This is a genomic window from Pseudomonas sp. AFG_SD02_1510_Pfu_092 (assembly GCF_003331055.1).
GTDB lineage: Bacteria > Pseudomonadota > Gammaproteobacteria > Pseudomonadales > Pseudomonadaceae > Aquipseudomonas.
Map to the genome: position 1 here is coordinate 47,467 of NZ_PUQD01000030.1, position 15,533 is coordinate 62,999.

General features: G+C 64.6%; 13 protein-coding genes. 8 read left to right on the forward strand and 5 right to left on the reverse strand.

The annotated features are described in order from the left end of the window. Positions 1-59: 59 nt before the first annotated feature. From C6A77_RS14545 to C6A77_RS14555, 3 genes are all read right to left on the reverse strand, one after another. Positions 60-4,568 (reverse strand): NEL-type E3 ubiquitin ligase domain-containing protein, encoded by a 4,509-nt coding sequence (locus C6A77_RS14545; RefSeq protein ID WP_114170090.1) that lies wholly within the window; start codon positions 4,566-4,568, stop codon positions 60-62. A gap of 76 nt (positions 4,569-4,644) precedes the next feature. Next, positions 4,645-7,005 carry a DNA polymerase II gene (locus C6A77_RS14550; RefSeq protein ID WP_114170091.1) on the reverse strand — a complete coding sequence of 787 codons (2,361 nt, stop codon included), beginning with the start codon at positions 7,003-7,005 and terminating at the stop codon, positions 4,645-4,647. Between the two features lie 266 nt (positions 7,006-7,271). Continuing rightward, the gene (locus C6A77_RS14555) at positions 7,272-8,192 is read right to left on the reverse strand and encodes a LysR substrate-binding domain-containing protein (protein ID WP_114170092.1); all 921 of its coding nucleotides are present in this window, start codon (positions 8,190-8,192) and stop codon (positions 7,272-7,274) included. A 160-nt stretch (positions 8,193-8,352) separates the two neighbouring features. On the opposite strand from C6A77_RS14555, the gene C6A77_RS14560 reads away from it, so the two are divergent. The 8 genes from C6A77_RS14560 (at position 8,353) to C6A77_RS14595 (ending at position 13,969) form a co-directional block, all read left to right on the forward strand. Then, positions 8,353-9,141 (forward strand): YqcI/YcgG family protein, encoded by a 789-nt coding sequence (locus C6A77_RS14560; protein WP_114170093.1) that lies wholly within the window; start codon positions 8,353-8,355, stop codon positions 9,139-9,141. Positions 9,142-9,143: 2 nt separating this feature from the next. After that, complete coding sequence (locus C6A77_RS14565) at positions 9,144-9,770, forward strand: LysE family translocator (RefSeq protein WP_114170094.1); 627 nt, start codon at positions 9,144-9,146, stop codon at positions 9,768-9,770. A gap of 39 nt (positions 9,771-9,809) precedes the next feature. Continuing rightward, positions 9,810-10,892 carry a hypothetical protein gene (locus tag C6A77_RS14570; protein WP_114170095.1) on the forward strand — a complete coding sequence of 361 codons (1,083 nt, stop codon included), beginning with the start codon at positions 9,810-9,812 and terminating at the stop codon, positions 10,890-10,892. Between the two features lie 138 nt (positions 10,893-11,030). Beyond that, positions 11,031-11,726, forward strand: coding sequence for a sel1 repeat family protein (locus tag C6A77_RS14575; protein ID WP_114170096.1), 696 nt, complete (start codon positions 11,031-11,033; stop codon positions 11,724-11,726). A 111-nt stretch (positions 11,727-11,837) separates the two neighbouring features. Further along, on the forward strand, positions 11,838-12,530 hold the full coding sequence (locus C6A77_RS14580; protein WP_114170097.1) for an AzlC family ABC transporter permease: 693 nt from the start codon (positions 11,838-11,840) through the stop codon (positions 12,528-12,530). Then, complete coding sequence (locus C6A77_RS14585) at positions 12,527-12,841, forward strand: AzlD domain-containing protein (RefSeq protein WP_114170098.1); 315 nt, start codon at positions 12,527-12,529, stop codon at positions 12,839-12,841. The genes C6A77_RS14580 and C6A77_RS14585 overlap by 4 nt, the downstream gene beginning before the upstream one ends. Then, positions 12,838-13,671 carry an AraC family transcriptional regulator gene (locus C6A77_RS14590; RefSeq protein ID WP_114170099.1) on the forward strand — a complete coding sequence of 278 codons (834 nt, stop codon included), beginning with the start codon at positions 12,838-12,840 and terminating at the stop codon, positions 13,669-13,671. The genes C6A77_RS14585 and C6A77_RS14590 overlap by 4 nt, the downstream gene beginning before the upstream one ends. Before the next feature lie 70 nt (positions 13,672-13,741). Beyond that, positions 13,742-13,969, forward strand: coding sequence for a hypothetical protein (locus tag C6A77_RS14595; protein ID WP_114170100.1), 228 nt, complete (start codon positions 13,742-13,744; stop codon positions 13,967-13,969). 126 nt (positions 13,970-14,095) lie between these two features. On the opposite strand, the gene C6A77_RS14600 is transcribed toward C6A77_RS14595, so the two are convergent. Continuing rightward, positions 14,096-14,578: a copper chaperone PCu(A)C gene (locus C6A77_RS14600; RefSeq protein ID WP_114170101.1), complete on the reverse strand. Its 483-nt coding sequence runs from the start codon at positions 14,576-14,578 to the stop codon at positions 14,096-14,098. After that, on the reverse strand, positions 14,579-15,187 hold the full coding sequence (locus C6A77_RS14605) for an SCO family protein (RefSeq protein WP_024086651.1): 609 nt from the start codon (positions 15,185-15,187) through the stop codon (positions 14,579-14,581). It abuts the gene before it with no gap. Positions 15,188-15,533 lie beyond the last annotated feature (346 nt).

Sequence of the window (15,533 nt, forward strand, 5' to 3'; positions counted from 1 at the left end):
AGCCCAACGCACCTCGATGCATCGGGCCTGCCCGGGCTGATACCCGCCGGCCGACCGGGTCAGGCCCACCTGTCCAAGGCATCGAGGGTCAACTGATACCGGGTCGCATAGCGCCACTGATCGATCTCTTCCATCATCCGGGCGATCCGTTGCGCGCCGGCATGCGCTGCTTGCAGTTCTTCCAGTTCGGCATGGAAGCGCTCCGGCAGCAGCAACTCGTTCTGAAACCGCGCATCGAGGTATTGCAACCAGAATGGCTTGTCGACCATCCATACCGCCAGGGTGTCGGAGGTTTCACGATTGTTGATCCGGAGGCGAACGGACCTGACCTGGTCATCAGAAAGACGGGGAATGTCTGGATAAAGCATGCCGTTGATTTGCAGCGGTAGATTCAGGTCATCACGCAGCTTGATGAACAATGCCAGTGCATACTCGATCGACTCACGCCCCGCGCCGTCTTCATCGGCCAGGTCGCTGGCAATGAACTCGACCTGGCGTTTGCGCCAGATCTGCCGCGCCAACGCTACCAGCGCCTGCTCCTGGCCCGTGGTTGGCGCGGCATGTTCGGCATTCCACAGCAGCACCCGCTCTTCCAGCTGGTCGAATACCGCGGTGGCATTGTCCGCGCAGTTTTCGACCACCGCGTTGTCTAGCAGCATCCTCGCCAGCTGTGGAGTTTGCTGCATCGTTTCCATCATGTCGAAGACCCGCGTGGCCAGCAGGGTGAAGTATTGCGGGTGGATGAAGTCGCGGGATCGGGTCAACGCCGCCAACAAGCCCATGAAGTTGTCAGCCCCCTCCATCAACGATACGCACGCCCAGGAGATGGCAAAATCTTCCCGCAGCGGGTCGGCCAACCGGTCCAGCCACCGCAGCTTGTACGGTACCGTGCTATCTCGCGGGAACCGCCACAATGCCTGAGCTTCGCCGTCCTGCCGGTAAACGAGCGGGTTACCGGTCAGTTCGACGTAGCCCTGACGCCACAGCCGTGAAGTGAGGAAGCCCGAAGGTAGCGAGCTGAGCGCATTTTCCGCAGCATCCAGCAGGTACAGCGACGGGTTGTGGGAAATGCCGTCGGGAAGCGTGGAGATCCTGGTATTGCGTAGTCGCAATTCACGCAACTGGATCATGTGCGTTACCGAGATCGGCTGGTACAGCGGGTTACGCGACAAGTTCAGGTAATGCAGATTGCGGCACTGCGCCAGTTCGACACGTTGCACCTGGTCCAGGCGAATCTGGTTACCCGACAGGTCGATGACCCGCAGGCGCCTGAGCAACATCAGGTTCGGCGGCAAACGTTGCAACCTGTTGTTGGTCAGCTCCATCACCTCCACATTAGGGAAGGCCAGCAGGAATTTGGCGGGTATCTCGGTAATTTTCAAATGACGCAAGGCCATGCCGGAAACGTGCGGAAAACTGACCTGTGGTGGAAAATCGGGCAGGCTTCGCAAACTGTGCCCAACATATTCCCAGTTCACCGTCAGCACCTCGTTCGGGCCAAGCACACGCTCTGGCACCAGCTCCCGCCAGCACTCGGTCAACGCCTTCCTGAAACGGCGGCGTTCAGCCTTTTCACCCGCCAGCAGGCCATTCAGCTCCCAGGTTTTCAAATGGCTGTACAACAGCTCCGATTGCTGTTCGAGCATGCCCAGTTCGGCTGCGGTGTCGCGCCCCAGTGCATGCAGACTGGTCAGCCACTGCTCCAGCTGTTCGTCGCTGTAGGCCGGATACAGATCGCGTAGCCTTGCCGACAGCGCGCGGGGCCTGGTAGACGCCCTGGCGAAGCCGCCCACACCACCGCCGCCCAGCGGATAGCCGATCCTCCCGTCCTCCAGTCGCAGCGGCGGCAACCAGGCGGGTTGTTCAGGGTTCTTGCCGAGCGTGCGGGCAATCATCTGCATGCGCCGTGGAACCTGTCGGGCCAAGGCGGCGCGCAGATCCTCGGCATAGGGCTCGCTCAAACCCAGTTGTTCGATAACGTTGGCTTCCAACGCCGAGGCCATGACTTCGAACAACTCACCCGGGGGATGCAAACCAATGCCCAGCGCATCCTCGAGCTCGAACAACCCGTCACGGTGCACCAGCCGGAACGAAAGCCCACGCCCCAGGCTGAGCACCGGCTCGAAGGCGTCGCCATCGAACAAGCGCCAATGCGGCGCCAGCTCACTGCCCGGGAGGGTGTCCAGCAATGTCAGGGCAACCTTGGCCAGGTCGAGACTTTGCGGGGTATCGATGAACAGCGCCTCGCAGGCAAGGGCAACCCGAATGCGCAAGACGCTGAGCCTGGCTTTGCGGCTCAGACCAAACGGAACCTTGCCCTGATGCGCCAGGTACTGGCGCTCCTGCGACGTCGCCTCCTCCACCAGTTGCTGCGCAGCCTTGTAGTGCAAGCGCGGGAATACCCGACGCAGGGTCGCAATGGCTGCATCATCGTCCGCCTGGTGCAGCTCGTACACGCGCTGGAACAGCTGGCGACGCCTGGCCCAGACTTGCTCGGCCAGCGCAGGCCCCTGCTGTTCGGTGATCCCGGGAAGCGACCGGGCAAGGGCGAGTAACTGTGGGTCATCCAGCCCACGGGCGAGGCGCAAGCCATCGAGTAACGTCTGCACGCGCTGATGGATCAGCAGGCGGTCGGCACTGTCGACAATTTCCGCCTCCGCTGCCCGGCCATACACATGCAGCGCCCGCAGGTAATCTGCATCAAGCCCATGGATAGTCATCAGCTGGTCGATAGCCGGCTCATCCAGCCGGGCAAAGGGCTCACCCAGGCGACGGCATATCATGTATGCGTCCGCCCAGCTGGCAGGTTGCTCGGCCCACGTACGCCAGGCGCCCGCCTCGTTGTGGCGCAGTAACGGCCCGTGCCCTCGCCGAGGCACCAGTTGCCATTGCTCATCGGCCCGCTGGACGATTTCATAGTAGTAACCGTCCATGTTCATCCAGCACTTGCCCTGTGCACGATAAATACCCGCCGCGTCCGCTACTGCATCTGCCGGCGGAGCCGAGCTGCGAAACGGCACCAGGTCGGCGTTCCAGAGTTTATGCGTGCCATCCTCCAACCGCGCCGGCAGCCAATGATCCAGTGCGGCCCAGGCGCGGGTCGTTTCACGCCATACCACCGCCGTCACGCCAACGGCCGCCACTTCCCTGGAGAGGTTGAGCACATGGTCCAGCGCGGCACTGCTGTCACCTTCACGCCAGTCCTCTACGGCATGGAACACCTCGTCGAGCATGTCCCAGGCCATCAGTGCCAACAACAAGGAGTTCAGCGCCGGAATGAACAGCCCGGCTACAGCCAGCAAAGTCCAGCCTTCGTCAACCAGACGTTGGTGATGGGCTTCCTGGGTCTTCCGGTCGAGGTCTGCAACCGGTTTCGCTATCGACGCTGCATCGTCCTTTATCTGTGCAATGCGCTGCCTTGCTAGACCATCGAACAACGGCAGCGGGTAATCGACCATATGCTGGTCCATCTCGCGGGTTGCTGCTTCCACAACGTCCACGAGCTCGTTGGCAACCCTGGAAAAGAACGCGTAGCTGTCACGGCGACGCACGAAGCGCCTGAAAAAGGCCTGATAGGCTGCGCTGCGCAGGCGCTTGCCCAGCACTTTGCGAACGAACGTTTCCAGGTCTGTGCTCACGCTCCACGGGCCATGCGGATCGCCCGGGATATAGACGATGATCCGCCGGCTGGCGTTGAACAGCCACCCCTCGTGCAGCACTTCCAGCACAACGATCTGCTGCACCATGCAGTCGAATGCCTTGAGCTGGCGAGCCACGACCTTCGCTTCGTAGAACGTACCGGGCTGGCCTTGCTGATACAGCTCGGTGACCAGTTGCAGCTCCGCCGCATTGAGCACACCCTCTGTCTTGGCTTTGCACGCGTCCGTCAACATGACGCTGCGGTAGAGCCGGGCAAGCGCAGAATGAACGCTATCCTGGCCGCCGGCCTGGCTGGCCGGTGCGTTGAGCACGCTGTCCAGATGACGCTGGTAACGCCCGCCCAGGTCCAGCTTGCGACACAGGCGGGCGAATGCAGGCGCGCTGGCTGAAGCAAGACGGCGTGACGACGCATCGACGATGCAATTGTCCCTGGGCTGCTCGTTGCGCCCCTCGCCCTCGGTGAAGTTGTTCAGCGCCGCCTCGATCAGCGGGACATCGAAGTTGTCTCTTGCCGGAAGGGGATGACGGCCCCAGGAAATGCCCGGTTTCGAGTCGGTGTAGGTGTACCAGGACCTGAAATAAAGGCCGTTGATCGCGTCGGTACTGCCGAAAGTGTCGCGCATGGCTTGCTGCAACAAGGGCGTGCAGAAATGGTCGATACCCTGGATACGCGCCAGTGCGGCCTTGAGCGCTTGCCGGGCAACGACGCTGTCCCTTATCGCCTGGCACAATGCCGCATGCTCCGAAGCGTACAGGCTGTTCACCGGACGGTTCTGCTCCGTGGCTGATACGATCCTCAAACGACGAATCCATCGGGGCATGCGGTTGACGATCAAGCTGTCCTGATACGCTTGCTCCATCGCCAGCGTATTGCCTTTTGCGGGGTGTTCCTGCAGTGAAATGGCCATGTTGCACCTCTGGCTGAGTCGGGGGCTCGACACTAGGTACAAAAGCGCAGGCCGGGAGGCTAGATAATTACCGCTCTCAGAACAGCGGCAGCTGGCGGCCAGCCAGCGCGTCGAAACTGTCGCCAACGAAGGGCAGAATCGCGTCGGCCACCGGCTGCAACTGGCGCGTCAGGTAGTGTTCGTAGTCCACCGGCGCCTGCAGGTTTTCCAGTGGCTCCGGGCCAGCGGTGGTGACCAGGTAACTGATCCAGCCGCCCCGCTGATATTGTTGCGGCCGGCCCAGGCGGCTGTTGTAGTCATCGGCCAGGCGCGCGGCGCGCACATGCGGCGGCACGTTGCGCTGGTAGTCGGCCAGCGGCCGGCGCAAGCGCTTGCGGTACACCAGCAGGCTATCGAGTTCGCCGGCCAGGGTCTGCTGCACGTACTGGCGTACATAGTCGCGGTAAGGCTGCCGGCGGAAAATACGCCCGTACAGTTCCTGCTGGAACTGCTGGGCCAGCGGCGACCAGTCGGTGCGCACCGCCTCCAGGCCCTTGTAGACCATGTCCTCGCGGCCATCGGGCCGTTGCACCAAGCCGGCATAGCGCTTCTTGCTGCCTTCGTCGGTACCGCGGATGGTCGGCATCAGAAAACGCCGGTAATGCACCTCGAACTGCAGCTCCAGCGCGCTTTCCAGGTTCAGCTGCTCGCGCAGGTGTGCGCGCCACCACTGGTTGACCTGCGCCACCAGCGCGCGCCCGATGTCTGCCGCAGCCTGTTCTTCATGGGCGCCTTTGAGCCAGACGAACGTCGAGTCGGTGTCGCCGTAGATGACCTCATAGCCTCTGGCCTCGATCAACTCGCGGGTCTGGCGCATGATCTGGTGGCCGCGCATGGTGATCGACGAGGCCAGGCGCGGGTCGAAGAAACGGCAACCACTCGAGCCCAACACCCCGTAGAAGGCGTTCATGATGATCTTCAGCGCCTGCGACAGCGGCGCATTGCCCTCGCGCTTGGCCGCCTCCCGGCCCTGCCATACCCGCTCGACGATGGCCGGCAGGCAATGCTGGCTGCGCGAAAACCGGCCGCCGCGGAAACCCGCCACCGAGTGTTGGTCATCAGGCAGACGCAAGCCTTCGACCAGCCCCACCGGGTCGATCAGGAACGTGCGGATGATCGACGGGTACAGGCTCTTGTAGTCCAGCACCAGCACCGAGTCGTACAGCCCCGGGCGCGAATCCATGACGAAGCCGCCGGGGCTGGCTTCGTCGGGGCGGCTGCCGAGATTGGGCGCGACGAAGCCCAGGCGGTGCATCTGCGGGATGTACAAATGGCAGAACGCGGCCACCGAACCACCGCTGCGGTCCACCGCCAGGCCAGTGACCGACGCCCGTTCCAGGAGAAAGTCGAGCAGCCGGGTGTGGGCGAATATCCGCGTGACCAGCTCGCAGTCCTTGAGGTTGTAACGCGCCAGCGCCGGTTTGTCTTCGGCGAAGCGGCGGTTGATTTCATCCATGCGCTGGTACGGCGTGTCGATGGCCTTGCCTTCGCCAAGCAAGGTCTGGGCAACGCTTTCCAGGCTGAACGAAGGAAAGCTCCAGGTCGCCGAGCGCAGCGCCTCGATGCCATCGATCAACAGCCGCCCGGGGGCATCGGCAAACACGTGGCCACCGCCGGCATGGCTGCGCACGGTCATTGGCGCACCGTTACGCCCCAATGCCAGCGGCACCTGCAACTGCCGGGCGTGCTCATGCAGCAGGCGTAGGTCGAACTGGATCAGGTTCCAGCCGATGATCGCATCCGGGTCGTGCTCGGCCATCCACTGATTGAGGCAGGCCAGCAGGGCCGCGCGGTCGGCGCAATAGTGCAGGTCGAAATCAAGCTCGGTGGCAGGGCCGTTGGCCGGGCCGAGCATGTAGACCTGGCGTTGCCCGCAGCCTTCCAGGGCAATGCTGTACAACTCACCGCGCTCGCTGGTCTCGATGTCCAGCGACACCAGCCGCAGTGGCGGGCGGTAGCCGGGCACCGGCTTGAGCTGGGCGTCGCAATACACCCCGTGGGCATCCGGCTGGCCGGTGAACTGCACCGGGGCGGTGATGAAGCGCTCCATCAGGTAGCGTTCGGGCGGGCGGATGTCGGCTTCGAACACCTCGATACCGGCGCTGCGCAGGCGTTGCTCGAGCTGCAGCAGTTGCCGGTGCTGGCGGCAATACAGGCCCAGCACCGGGCGCTGGTCGAAATCTTTCAGGCGCAGCGGCCTCAGCTGTGCCCCAGGTTCCTTGGCCAGCAGTACCCGGGCATGCTCAGCCTGTGCCTGCGGGATGAACGCCACCGACTCCTGCGGCGCCAGGCGCAGCTGTCGCGGCCCCTGATCGGTGGCCAGCCAGAATTCCACGCAGGTGCCTTCAGGTGTGTCATGCCAATGCCGGGTCAGGACAAAGCCCTGCTGCAACTCCACCGCGTCGACCTCTGAATCGTTTGTTGTACGAATGGTGGCGATTCTACCGCCGACGCAGGGTTGCAGTGCATTTTTGTGGCGCCCATCCAACGGACCGCGCTCAAGACCTGCGCATTACTGTGGGAGCGGGCGTGCCCGCGAAGCAGGCGACGCGGTGGAATGTAAACGATGTCTCCGGTTTGTACCGCGGGCAAGCCCGCTCCCACAGGGAGCGCGCCAGCTTTCAACATGACTGCAACACCGTTGCTCTACCAGGGCGCCACGGTTCAACCGTACAGATAGTCGATGTCCTTGTACGCCAGCGGCGGCACCTGGCCGTGCAGGAAGTCGCGCAGCTTGTGCATCTGCCGTGCCTTGGGGCTGGCCTTGAGCCAGGTCATGTAATAGCCGTCGCCCGTGGCCACCGCGTGCTTGAACGGCGTGACCAGGCGCCCCGCGCCCAGGTCGGCACTGGCCAGCACCAGGTCGACTACCGAAATACCCAGGCCTTGCTGGGCGGCCGAGATGCCCTGGTCGAGGGTATCGAACACCTGCCCGTGGTCGATGCTGATGTCCAGCGCGTCCATGCGCGCCAGCCAGCGCCGCCAGTCACGCCGGTCAGGGGACGGGTGCAGAAACTCGCACTGGGCCAGGTCCGCCAGGTCCGGCTGCGCCTGGCTCATGTAATCCGGGTGGCACACCGGGATCAGCCATTCATCGAACAGCTTGAAACTCTCGATATCAGCGGGAAAACGCCCGTTGGCCAGCAGGATCGCGCAGTCGTAGGGCTCGGAATAGAAATCCACGCTGTCGATGTCCATCCACACGCTGGAAAGCTGCACGCTGCAGTTGTCGTCGACTTTCTTGAACGCATCCAGCGCCCGCAACAGCCAGCGCACGGTGAGCGTGGACGGCGCCTTCAGGCGCAGGCCGTAGCGGTCCTGGCGCAATAGCGCGCAGGCATTTTCGATGATCTTGAACCCGACCTTGAGCTCCTGCGCCAGCAGGCGACCGTGCTCGGTCAGGGCCAGCTTCGGCCCGCGACGTTCGAACAGGTCGCAGCCGAACAGCGCTTCCAAGGTCTTGATGTGATGGCTGACCGCGCCCTGGGTCAGGGCCAGCTCTTCCGCTGCCCGGGTAAATGAGCCATAGCGCGAGGCAACCTCGAAGGCGCGCAGGGCATGCAGAGCCTGAATCCGTTCCGACATGGCGATGTCCCAATCATGAATAAGACTAATAGTAGGTCATAGTTCCACCCGTTTTACAACGTCACGGGCGTCTCGGAAAATGCGGGTAAATTATAAACATAACCAAGATCCTGCCTGCATGTGACTGGAAAGTTCACCTATCTTAACGCCTGGGGAAATCATGTTTACGGGTTATGGAACTTGCTATCGCCTGGACGCGCTCGAGCTGGCTGCTCAACATGCCCGGAACACCCACCACTGGACTGGCAAAGCCGTTGAACATTTTCGCAGTGTACTCGCCAACCCCGAGTTCCCCTGCCTGTTCGGCCGCAAGGCGGTAAACGGCGCCACCTGCCACATCCTCTTCGCGCGCGCCGAGCAACTGGCCGACGACATCGCCCAAGGCCTGGACGACTACGTGCGCACCGTCGCCCCGATCCCGCCCAAGCAGCGTATCGGCAGCCCACTGGTGGTGTTTCTCGAAACCGCCAGCGACAGCGCCCTGGCCGAGCAGCAGGCGCTGGCCTGGAAAGTGCTGCGCGGCGTGCATGCGCGCGACCCGCAGCCCTGGCCGCAGGGCATGCCGACCTCCCCCGACGACAGCGGCTGGTCGTTCTGCTATGCCGGCATGCCGTTGTTCATCAACATGAACTTCCCCGGCCACCAGCAGATGAAAAGCCGCAACCTGGGGCCGCACATCACCTTTGTCATCAACCCGCGGGCGAACTTCGATGAAGTGGCCAACGCCAACACCGAAAGCGGCCAGCGTATTCGCGAACGCATCCGCGAACGCGTGCACCACTACAACGATGGCGTCATGCCCGACACCCTCGGCTTCTTCGGCGATGCCGACAACTACGAGTGGAAGCAGTATCAACTGCAGGAGGCCGGGTCGCTCAACCCGTCTCGCTGCCCGTTCCACGCCCATGCCGCTCACCCGGCAACACCCGACATACTGATCGAGACCTGACCGTGAACACCGCACTCACCGCCACCTATGCCCTTACCGTCCTGCTGCTGATCGCCACCCCCGGCCCGGTGGTGGCACTGATCGTCAACACCGCGGCCGCCTCCGGCTCGCGCAAGGCCATGTTCACTGCCGTCGGCACCAACTGGGCGTCACTGGTGCTGATTGGCGCGGCCGCCTGGATCATCCTCACCAGTGCCGCCATCGACAAGGCCTGGCTCAGCGCCATGAGCCTGCTGGGTTGCCTGTTCATCGGCTACATCGCCGTGGGCACCCTGCGAGACGCCCTGCAGGCACCTGCCGCCGAGGCGCAGGGCGAGCTTGCCAAGCCAGGGCGCGGCGGCCTGCTGCAAGGTTTCATGGTGGGTATTTCCAACCCCAAGGACATCATCTTCTTCATCGCCTTCTTCCCCCAGTTCATCCAGATCACCGAGTCGTTCGGCAAGAGCATGGTGGTGCTGTCGCTGCTCTGGGTAGCCATCGATTTCGCCGTGCTCAGCCTGTACATCTTCGCCATCGGCAAGATCGCTTCGCAGCGCAGCAACCGCATGATCAGCCTGGCATCGGGCGTCGCCCTGCTGCTGATCGCTGCCGGTGGCCTGCTGTACAACTTCAGGGAGCTGACGGCCTGAACGTCACGCACAGCGCCCGCTGCAATTGCAGGAGAACCCATGCCCCCGACTGACACGCGCCCGCCTCCTTCGCCGTTGCAACAGGACTACCAGCGCTTTCTGCTGCTGGGCAGCCGTCGCGCCCCGCACACCGTGCATGTGCACGAAACCGGCTACCGCTCCGGCACCATCAACACCGACGCCCTGGGCCTGCGTTACAGCCATTGCGCCGGCAAGCGCTTTTCGCCAGCCGAGCGAGGCGGAGCAGCGCGCGTCAACCTGCTGGTCGGTGGCTCCACCGCCTTGGGCATCGGTGCCAGCTCCGATGAACACACAGTGGCCTCGCACCTGTCGATGCTCACCGGCGAAGTCTGGCTGAGCCTGGCCGGCTGCGGGCTGAATGCCAGCCAGGAGCTGCTGATGTTCCTTACGCATCAGCACCGCCTTGGCCAGCTCGGTCATGTGGTGGTGCTCAGCGGCCTCAACAGCCTGGCCCACGAAGCCCTGTGCGAAGTCCTCGCCAGCCTCAACGACCCGCAGCACGCCAAGGCCTATCAGGACTTTCTCAACAGTTTCAGCGAAGGCATGCAGCCCACGGCGGCGCCGCGCCGGCAGTCGCTGTGGCGGCGTATCGGCCAGGCCTTGGCCACGCCCTCGGTGGTAGCGCCGGCCAGCTGGCCGCTGTCGCCCGCGGAAAAGCGCCTGGCCCGTGCCGCCGACACCATTGGCCGGACCTTGCGTCAATGGGACCGGCTACTGGCAGACAGCCACTCCACCCTCACCTTCATCCTCCAGCCTTTGCTGCCTTGGTGCCGCGACAGCTTGCCCGCTGGCGAGCAGGCCATGCTGGACGCGCTGGAGCGGCAACCGGCCAATTTCGACCGGCTGCTGGCCGGCGCCTTCGACAGCCAGCTGCACTCGGCCTTCTTCCGCCGCATCAAGCAACAGGCCGACCCGGTGCCGTGCTACGACATGAACTGCATGCTCAGCAGCTCGCCGGTATTCGGCGCCGACCTGTTCATCGACCGCCTGCACCTGAACGACCTGGGCAACAATGCCCTGGCCAAGGTGATTACCGCCAAGCTTGGCCTGGCGCAGGAAAAACATGCCCTGCGCAAGGCCACGCCGGTCAAGCTCGTCTGACAGTCGCCCGGTGGTCTTCCGGCCAGGCCCCTTGGGTGGCTAGAATAGGCCGTCGTTCCGACCTGCCCGAGGCGCACGCTTGACCGCCATGAACAACCGAGCCGTCCATCAGTACCTGGCGCCCCCTGGAGCTTGCCTGTGAACCGCATGCTTCGCTTGCCCGCACTGTTGATCGCCGTGATGCCGCTGGCCGCGCCTGCGCTGGAAGTGCGCATCGACCCCCACGCCGACCTGCTCTACCGCCAGGCCTTGCCGCTGCTGGAACAGGCCGATCGCCAGGACGAAGGCACCAGCACGCTGCGCACGGCGGTGGGCGGCGACCCGGAGCTGAGCCGCCAGGGCCAGGCCATGGCCCACACCCTGCCGACAGCGGTCGCCTTGCTGAAAAAATCCGTGGAGCTGGGCCATCCGGTCGCCCAGTACCGCCTGGCGCTGTACTACATGACCTACCTGCCCGCCGCGCAAATTCCGGATGCCGCCTGCCCGTTGCTCGAAGCCAGCCTCAAGCAGGGCTTTGCCGCACCGGCACCGGCCATCGCCACCTGGTGCCCACCCTACAACGTCAGCAGCGAATACCGTGACGCGCTGGAAGCCATCCCCAGCATGGCCACCGTGTATGCCCCCTACTACCCGCAACCGGCCACGCGCCTGGCCTGCAACCGCAGCCGGCCACAAGGCCTGGAAATGCAGTGGGGGCGCCAGCGTGACTACCAGGCCGAGGTGTACCGCCTGCTCGGTGAGCTGGACCCGCAGCAGCGCCGCAGCCTGCTGCAGAAAGCCGTCGACACCAACGGCTGCGTGACGGCGCAGCAGCACCTGACCAGCCACCCGTAACGCTCGCCGGGCGCGGCACCTGGCGCGACCGGCTCGACCAGCAAGATCGTTCAAGCCATCTCGCGCCCGCTCTGGCATGCTGGCCTGCCCTGTACACGTAATGCAGCCATCATGCCCCACATCGCTCGCCAAGCCTTTCTCCACGGCGCCATCGCCAGTCTGCCGTTGTCTCTGGCCGTAGCCCCCTGGGGTCTGCTGGCCGGCTCCATGGCCATCGAGGCCAACCTCAGCGCCTGGGAGGGGCAAGGGCTGTCGGCCATCGTCTTCGCCGGTGCCGCGCAACTGGTGGCCATCGGCATGCTCAAGGGCGGCGCCAACCTGGCCTCAATCCTGTTGACCACCCTGCTGCTGACCTCGCAACACCTGCTGTATGGCCTGTCGATGCGGCCGGTGCTGTCCAGCCAGCCGCTGCGCTGGCGGCTGGGCCTGGGCTTTCTGCTGACCGACGAATTCTTCGCCCTGACCAGCCAGTACGACCAGCAGCAGTTCAACCGCTGGTACGCGCTGGGCGTGGGCCTGACCTTCTACATCGCCTGGAACCTGTTTACCCTGGCCGGGATCCTGCTGGGGCAGAACATTCCGCATATGGACCAGCTCGGCCTGGACTTTTCCATCGTCGCCACCTTCGTCGCCCTGATCGCGCCGTTGGTGCGCAACCTGGCCACCGTTGTGTGCGTCGCCGTGTCGCTGTTCTGCTCGGTGCTGTTCAGCCACTGGCACTGGGAGACCGCGCTGGTCGCCGCCGGCCTGCTGGGCATGAGCGCCGGCTTCATCTGCCAGAAATTCAGCGGAGCCCGCGCATGACCTGGATCCTGATTTTCGCCATGGGGGCCATCGTGTTCCTCAACCGCTATGCCTTCCTGGAACCGCGCCTGCCCCTGCGCCTGAGCTCCAACGCCCGGCAGTTCCTCGGTTTCGCCGTGCCAGGCATGCTCACCGCAATCTGCGGCCCGATCATCTTCATGCCCGCCGACCAGCTGAACCTGAGCCTGCTCAACCCGTACCTGCTGGGCTCGCTGGTGGCCATCGCCCTGGTGCTGTTGACCCGCAGCGTGTTGCTGAGCATGCTGGTGAGCATGTTGATCTTCTTCTTCCTGCGCAGCTGGCTGGCATGAGCACGCCCCTGCGCGAGCAGACCCACCTGTGGCAGGCGCCGGCGCTGGGCGACGTCGAGATGCTGCACGCGCGCTACTTCCAGCAGCGCTTCGCCCCGCATGTGCATGAAGGCTACGTGTTCACGGTTATCGAATCGGGCGCCCAGCGTTTCTGGCACCGCGGCAGCGAGCACCTGGCGCCGGTCGGCAGCATGGTGCTGATCAACCCCGACGAGCTGCACACGGGTGCCACCGCCCACGAGGCGGGTTGGCGCTATCGGGGTTTCTATCCGGAGCACGAGCGGGTAACCGGCGTGCTCGACGAGCTGCAACTGGGCCGCCACGGCATGCCCAGCTTCAAGGCCAGCGTCATCCATGACCCGGCCCTGGCGGTTGCCTTCAGCCAGCTGCACCAACTGTCCGAGGCCGGTGCCAGCGCCCTGCAGCAACAGACCGCCTGGCGCCAGGCGGTATTGGCCCTGGTGCAACGGCACGGGCAATGCGCCGAACCTGCGGCCCCCGGCCACGAACCGCTGGCAGTGGCTCGCGCGCGCGAACTGCTGGAGAGCCAGCTGGCCGACCCACCCTCGCTCGAAGCCCTGGCGGCGGCGGTCAACCTGTCGCCGTTCCATTTCGCCCGGGTGTTCCGCCAGGCCACCGGCCTGCCGCCGCATGCCTGGTTGAAGCAGCGCCGCCTGGCCCGTGCGCGGGAAATGCTCAAGCGCGGCTGGGCAGCTTCCGAGGTGGCGTTCGACCTGGGCTTTGCCGACCAGAGCCATTTGAATCGGCAGTTCAAGCAGGCCTACGGGGTGACGCCGGGGGCTTATCGCAGTGCTTGCCTGCCGGGTTGATGCGACACCCGGCCTCAGGCAAGCCGGCGAGCCACTGCTACACTGACAGGGCTGAATGGAGGATCCTGCCATGTCCGAAAGAGAGCTCACCACCCTCCTGTCGCTGATGAACCAGCGCCAAGCCTGCCTGAGCAGTGCCTGCAAGGAGATAGCCGACTGGATCGACCGGCAGGGCGACGTGCCCGCCGCCGGCAAGATCCGCGCGAGTCTGAAGGCACTCGAGGCCGACGAGGCTCAGGTCAGCAAGACCTTGACCTCACTGACCCTCGACAGGCCGCTGCCCAGGTTTCGCAGCTGATTGAACCGGGGCTGCGTTGCAGCCCATCGCGGCACAAGGCCGCTCCCACACGGGGTATGCATTCTCCTGTGGGAGCGGCCTTGTGTCGCGATGGGGCGCACAGCGCCCCCAAAGGGGTCCGCCTGATCAGTGCTTCATGTGCATGTGATCATGCCCGGCGCCCGCCTCGGCGTTGAGCGCACGCACTTCGGCCTGCACCTCGACGGTTTCCTTGGCACCCTTGGCATCTTCGATGATCAAGGTCAGCGGCACTTTCTGGCCTTCCTGTACCTGGCCGCTCAGGCCCATCAGCATCACATGCAGGCTGTTCGGGTCGAGGGTGACCGCCTTGCCGGCTGGCAATGCCACTGCCTTGACTTCGCGCATGCCCATCACATCGCCGTTCATGGTCATCTCGTGCACCTGCACGGTCTTGGCCACGGGCGACGCCACGCTCACCAGCTGGCTGTCGCTGCTGGCGGTCAGGGTCATGAAGGCGCCGGTGGACTGCTGGTGCGGCACGGTCGCACGAACCCAGGCATCACTCACGGTCGTCTGGGCCAGGGCCGGCAACGCCAGCCCCATCAGCACCAGGGCAGCCAAACCGCGTTTGATCGGTTGCATCGACATTCAGCAAATCTCCATCAGGGTGACGAGGTCTTCGGCGCATTCCTGGGCGGTCAGGGAATGGCCCAGGCTCAGGCGCAGGGTGCCACGGGTGTCATAGACATAACTGGTGGACGAGTGCGAGACGGTGTAGGTATCGCCGGCCGGGACCTTCTCGTAGAACACCTTGAATTCCTTGGCCACCGCGGCAATTTCCTCGGGGGTACCGGTCAGCGCGGTGAACGACGGGTCGAACGCCTTGACGTAGGCGTCGAGCACTTCCGGGGTGTCGCGCTCCGGGTCCAGGGTGATCAACACCACCTGGAACAGGTCACGGTCGCGGCCGCGCAGCAGCTTGCGGATCTGCGCCGCGCGCGCCAGCGTGGTCGGGCATACCGCCGGGCACTGGGTGAAGCCGAAGAAGATCATCGGCATGCTGCCGTAGAAACTCGACAGGGTGCGCACGTTGCCCTGGGTGTCCTTGAGGCTGAATTTGCGCCCAAGGATTTCGTTGCTCATGTTCTTGCCGTACTTGAACTCGAGCCCCCGGGCCGGGCTGCAGCCTGCCAGCAGGCCAAGCCCGAGAACGCCCATCCCGGCGACAACTGCGCGCCGGGTATATAGATCATTCATGAAACCATCCTTTACAGGGAAGGTGCCGGCCCTCGGGACGGGCCGACCAAAAAGCCGGGGCATTCTGGCATGAGACCCCTGGGGGTTCTACCCGACGAAGGCGCAGACAGGCTGCAGCCCTTTGAATACGGGCTGCGGCCGGTTGTCGCAGGGGTTGAAACGGTAACACTTTGTTGCTAAGACCTGACCGGGTTACGCGGCCGTTGTTGGGGGGGGGGGGGGGGGGGGGGGGCGGGGGGGGGCCCCCCCCCCCCGGGGGGGGGGGGCCCCCCCCCCCCCCGGGCCGGCCCGACGAGCGCCGGCCCGCGGGCCCCGGGCCCGCGCCGGGGGGGGGGCCCGCGCCCGG

What these genes read in the sequence shown, in the direction of transcription:
- C6A77_RS14605 (WP_024086651.1), bottom strand. Translation starts at nt 15,187, where the DNA reads ATGAATGATCTATATACCCGGCGCGCAGTTGTCGCCGGGATGGGCGTT.
- C6A77_RS14555 (WP_114170092.1), bottom strand. Translation starts at nt 8,192, where the DNA reads ATGTCGGAACGGATTCAGGCTCTGCATGCCCTGCGCGCCTTCGAGGTT.
- C6A77_RS14590 (WP_114170099.1), top strand. Translation starts at nt 12,838, where the DNA reads ATGAGCACGCCCCTGCGCGAGCAGACCCACCTGTGGCAGGCGCCGGCG.
- C6A77_RS14595 (WP_114170100.1), top strand. Translation starts at nt 13,742, where the DNA reads ATGTCCGAAAGAGAGCTCACCACCCTCCTGTCGCTGATGAACCAGCGC.
- C6A77_RS14570 (WP_114170095.1), top strand. Translation starts at nt 9,810, where the DNA reads ATGCCCCCGACTGACACGCGCCCGCCTCCTTCGCCGTTGCAACAGGAC.
- C6A77_RS14560 (WP_114170093.1), top strand. Translation starts at nt 8,353, where the DNA reads ATGTTTACGGGTTATGGAACTTGCTATCGCCTGGACGCGCTCGAGCTG.
- C6A77_RS14580 (WP_114170097.1), top strand. Translation starts at nt 11,838, where the DNA reads ATGCCCCACATCGCTCGCCAAGCCTTTCTCCACGGCGCCATCGCCAGT.
- C6A77_RS14585 (WP_114170098.1), top strand. Translation starts at nt 12,527, where the DNA reads ATGACCTGGATCCTGATTTTCGCCATGGGGGCCATCGTGTTCCTCAAC.
- C6A77_RS14600 (WP_114170101.1), bottom strand. Translation starts at nt 14,578, where the DNA reads ATGTCGATGCAACCGATCAAACGCGGTTTGGCTGCCCTGGTGCTGATG.
- C6A77_RS14545 (WP_114170090.1), bottom strand. Translation starts at nt 4,568, where the DNA reads ATGGCCATTTCACTGCAGGAACACCCCGCAAAAGGCAATACGCTGGCG.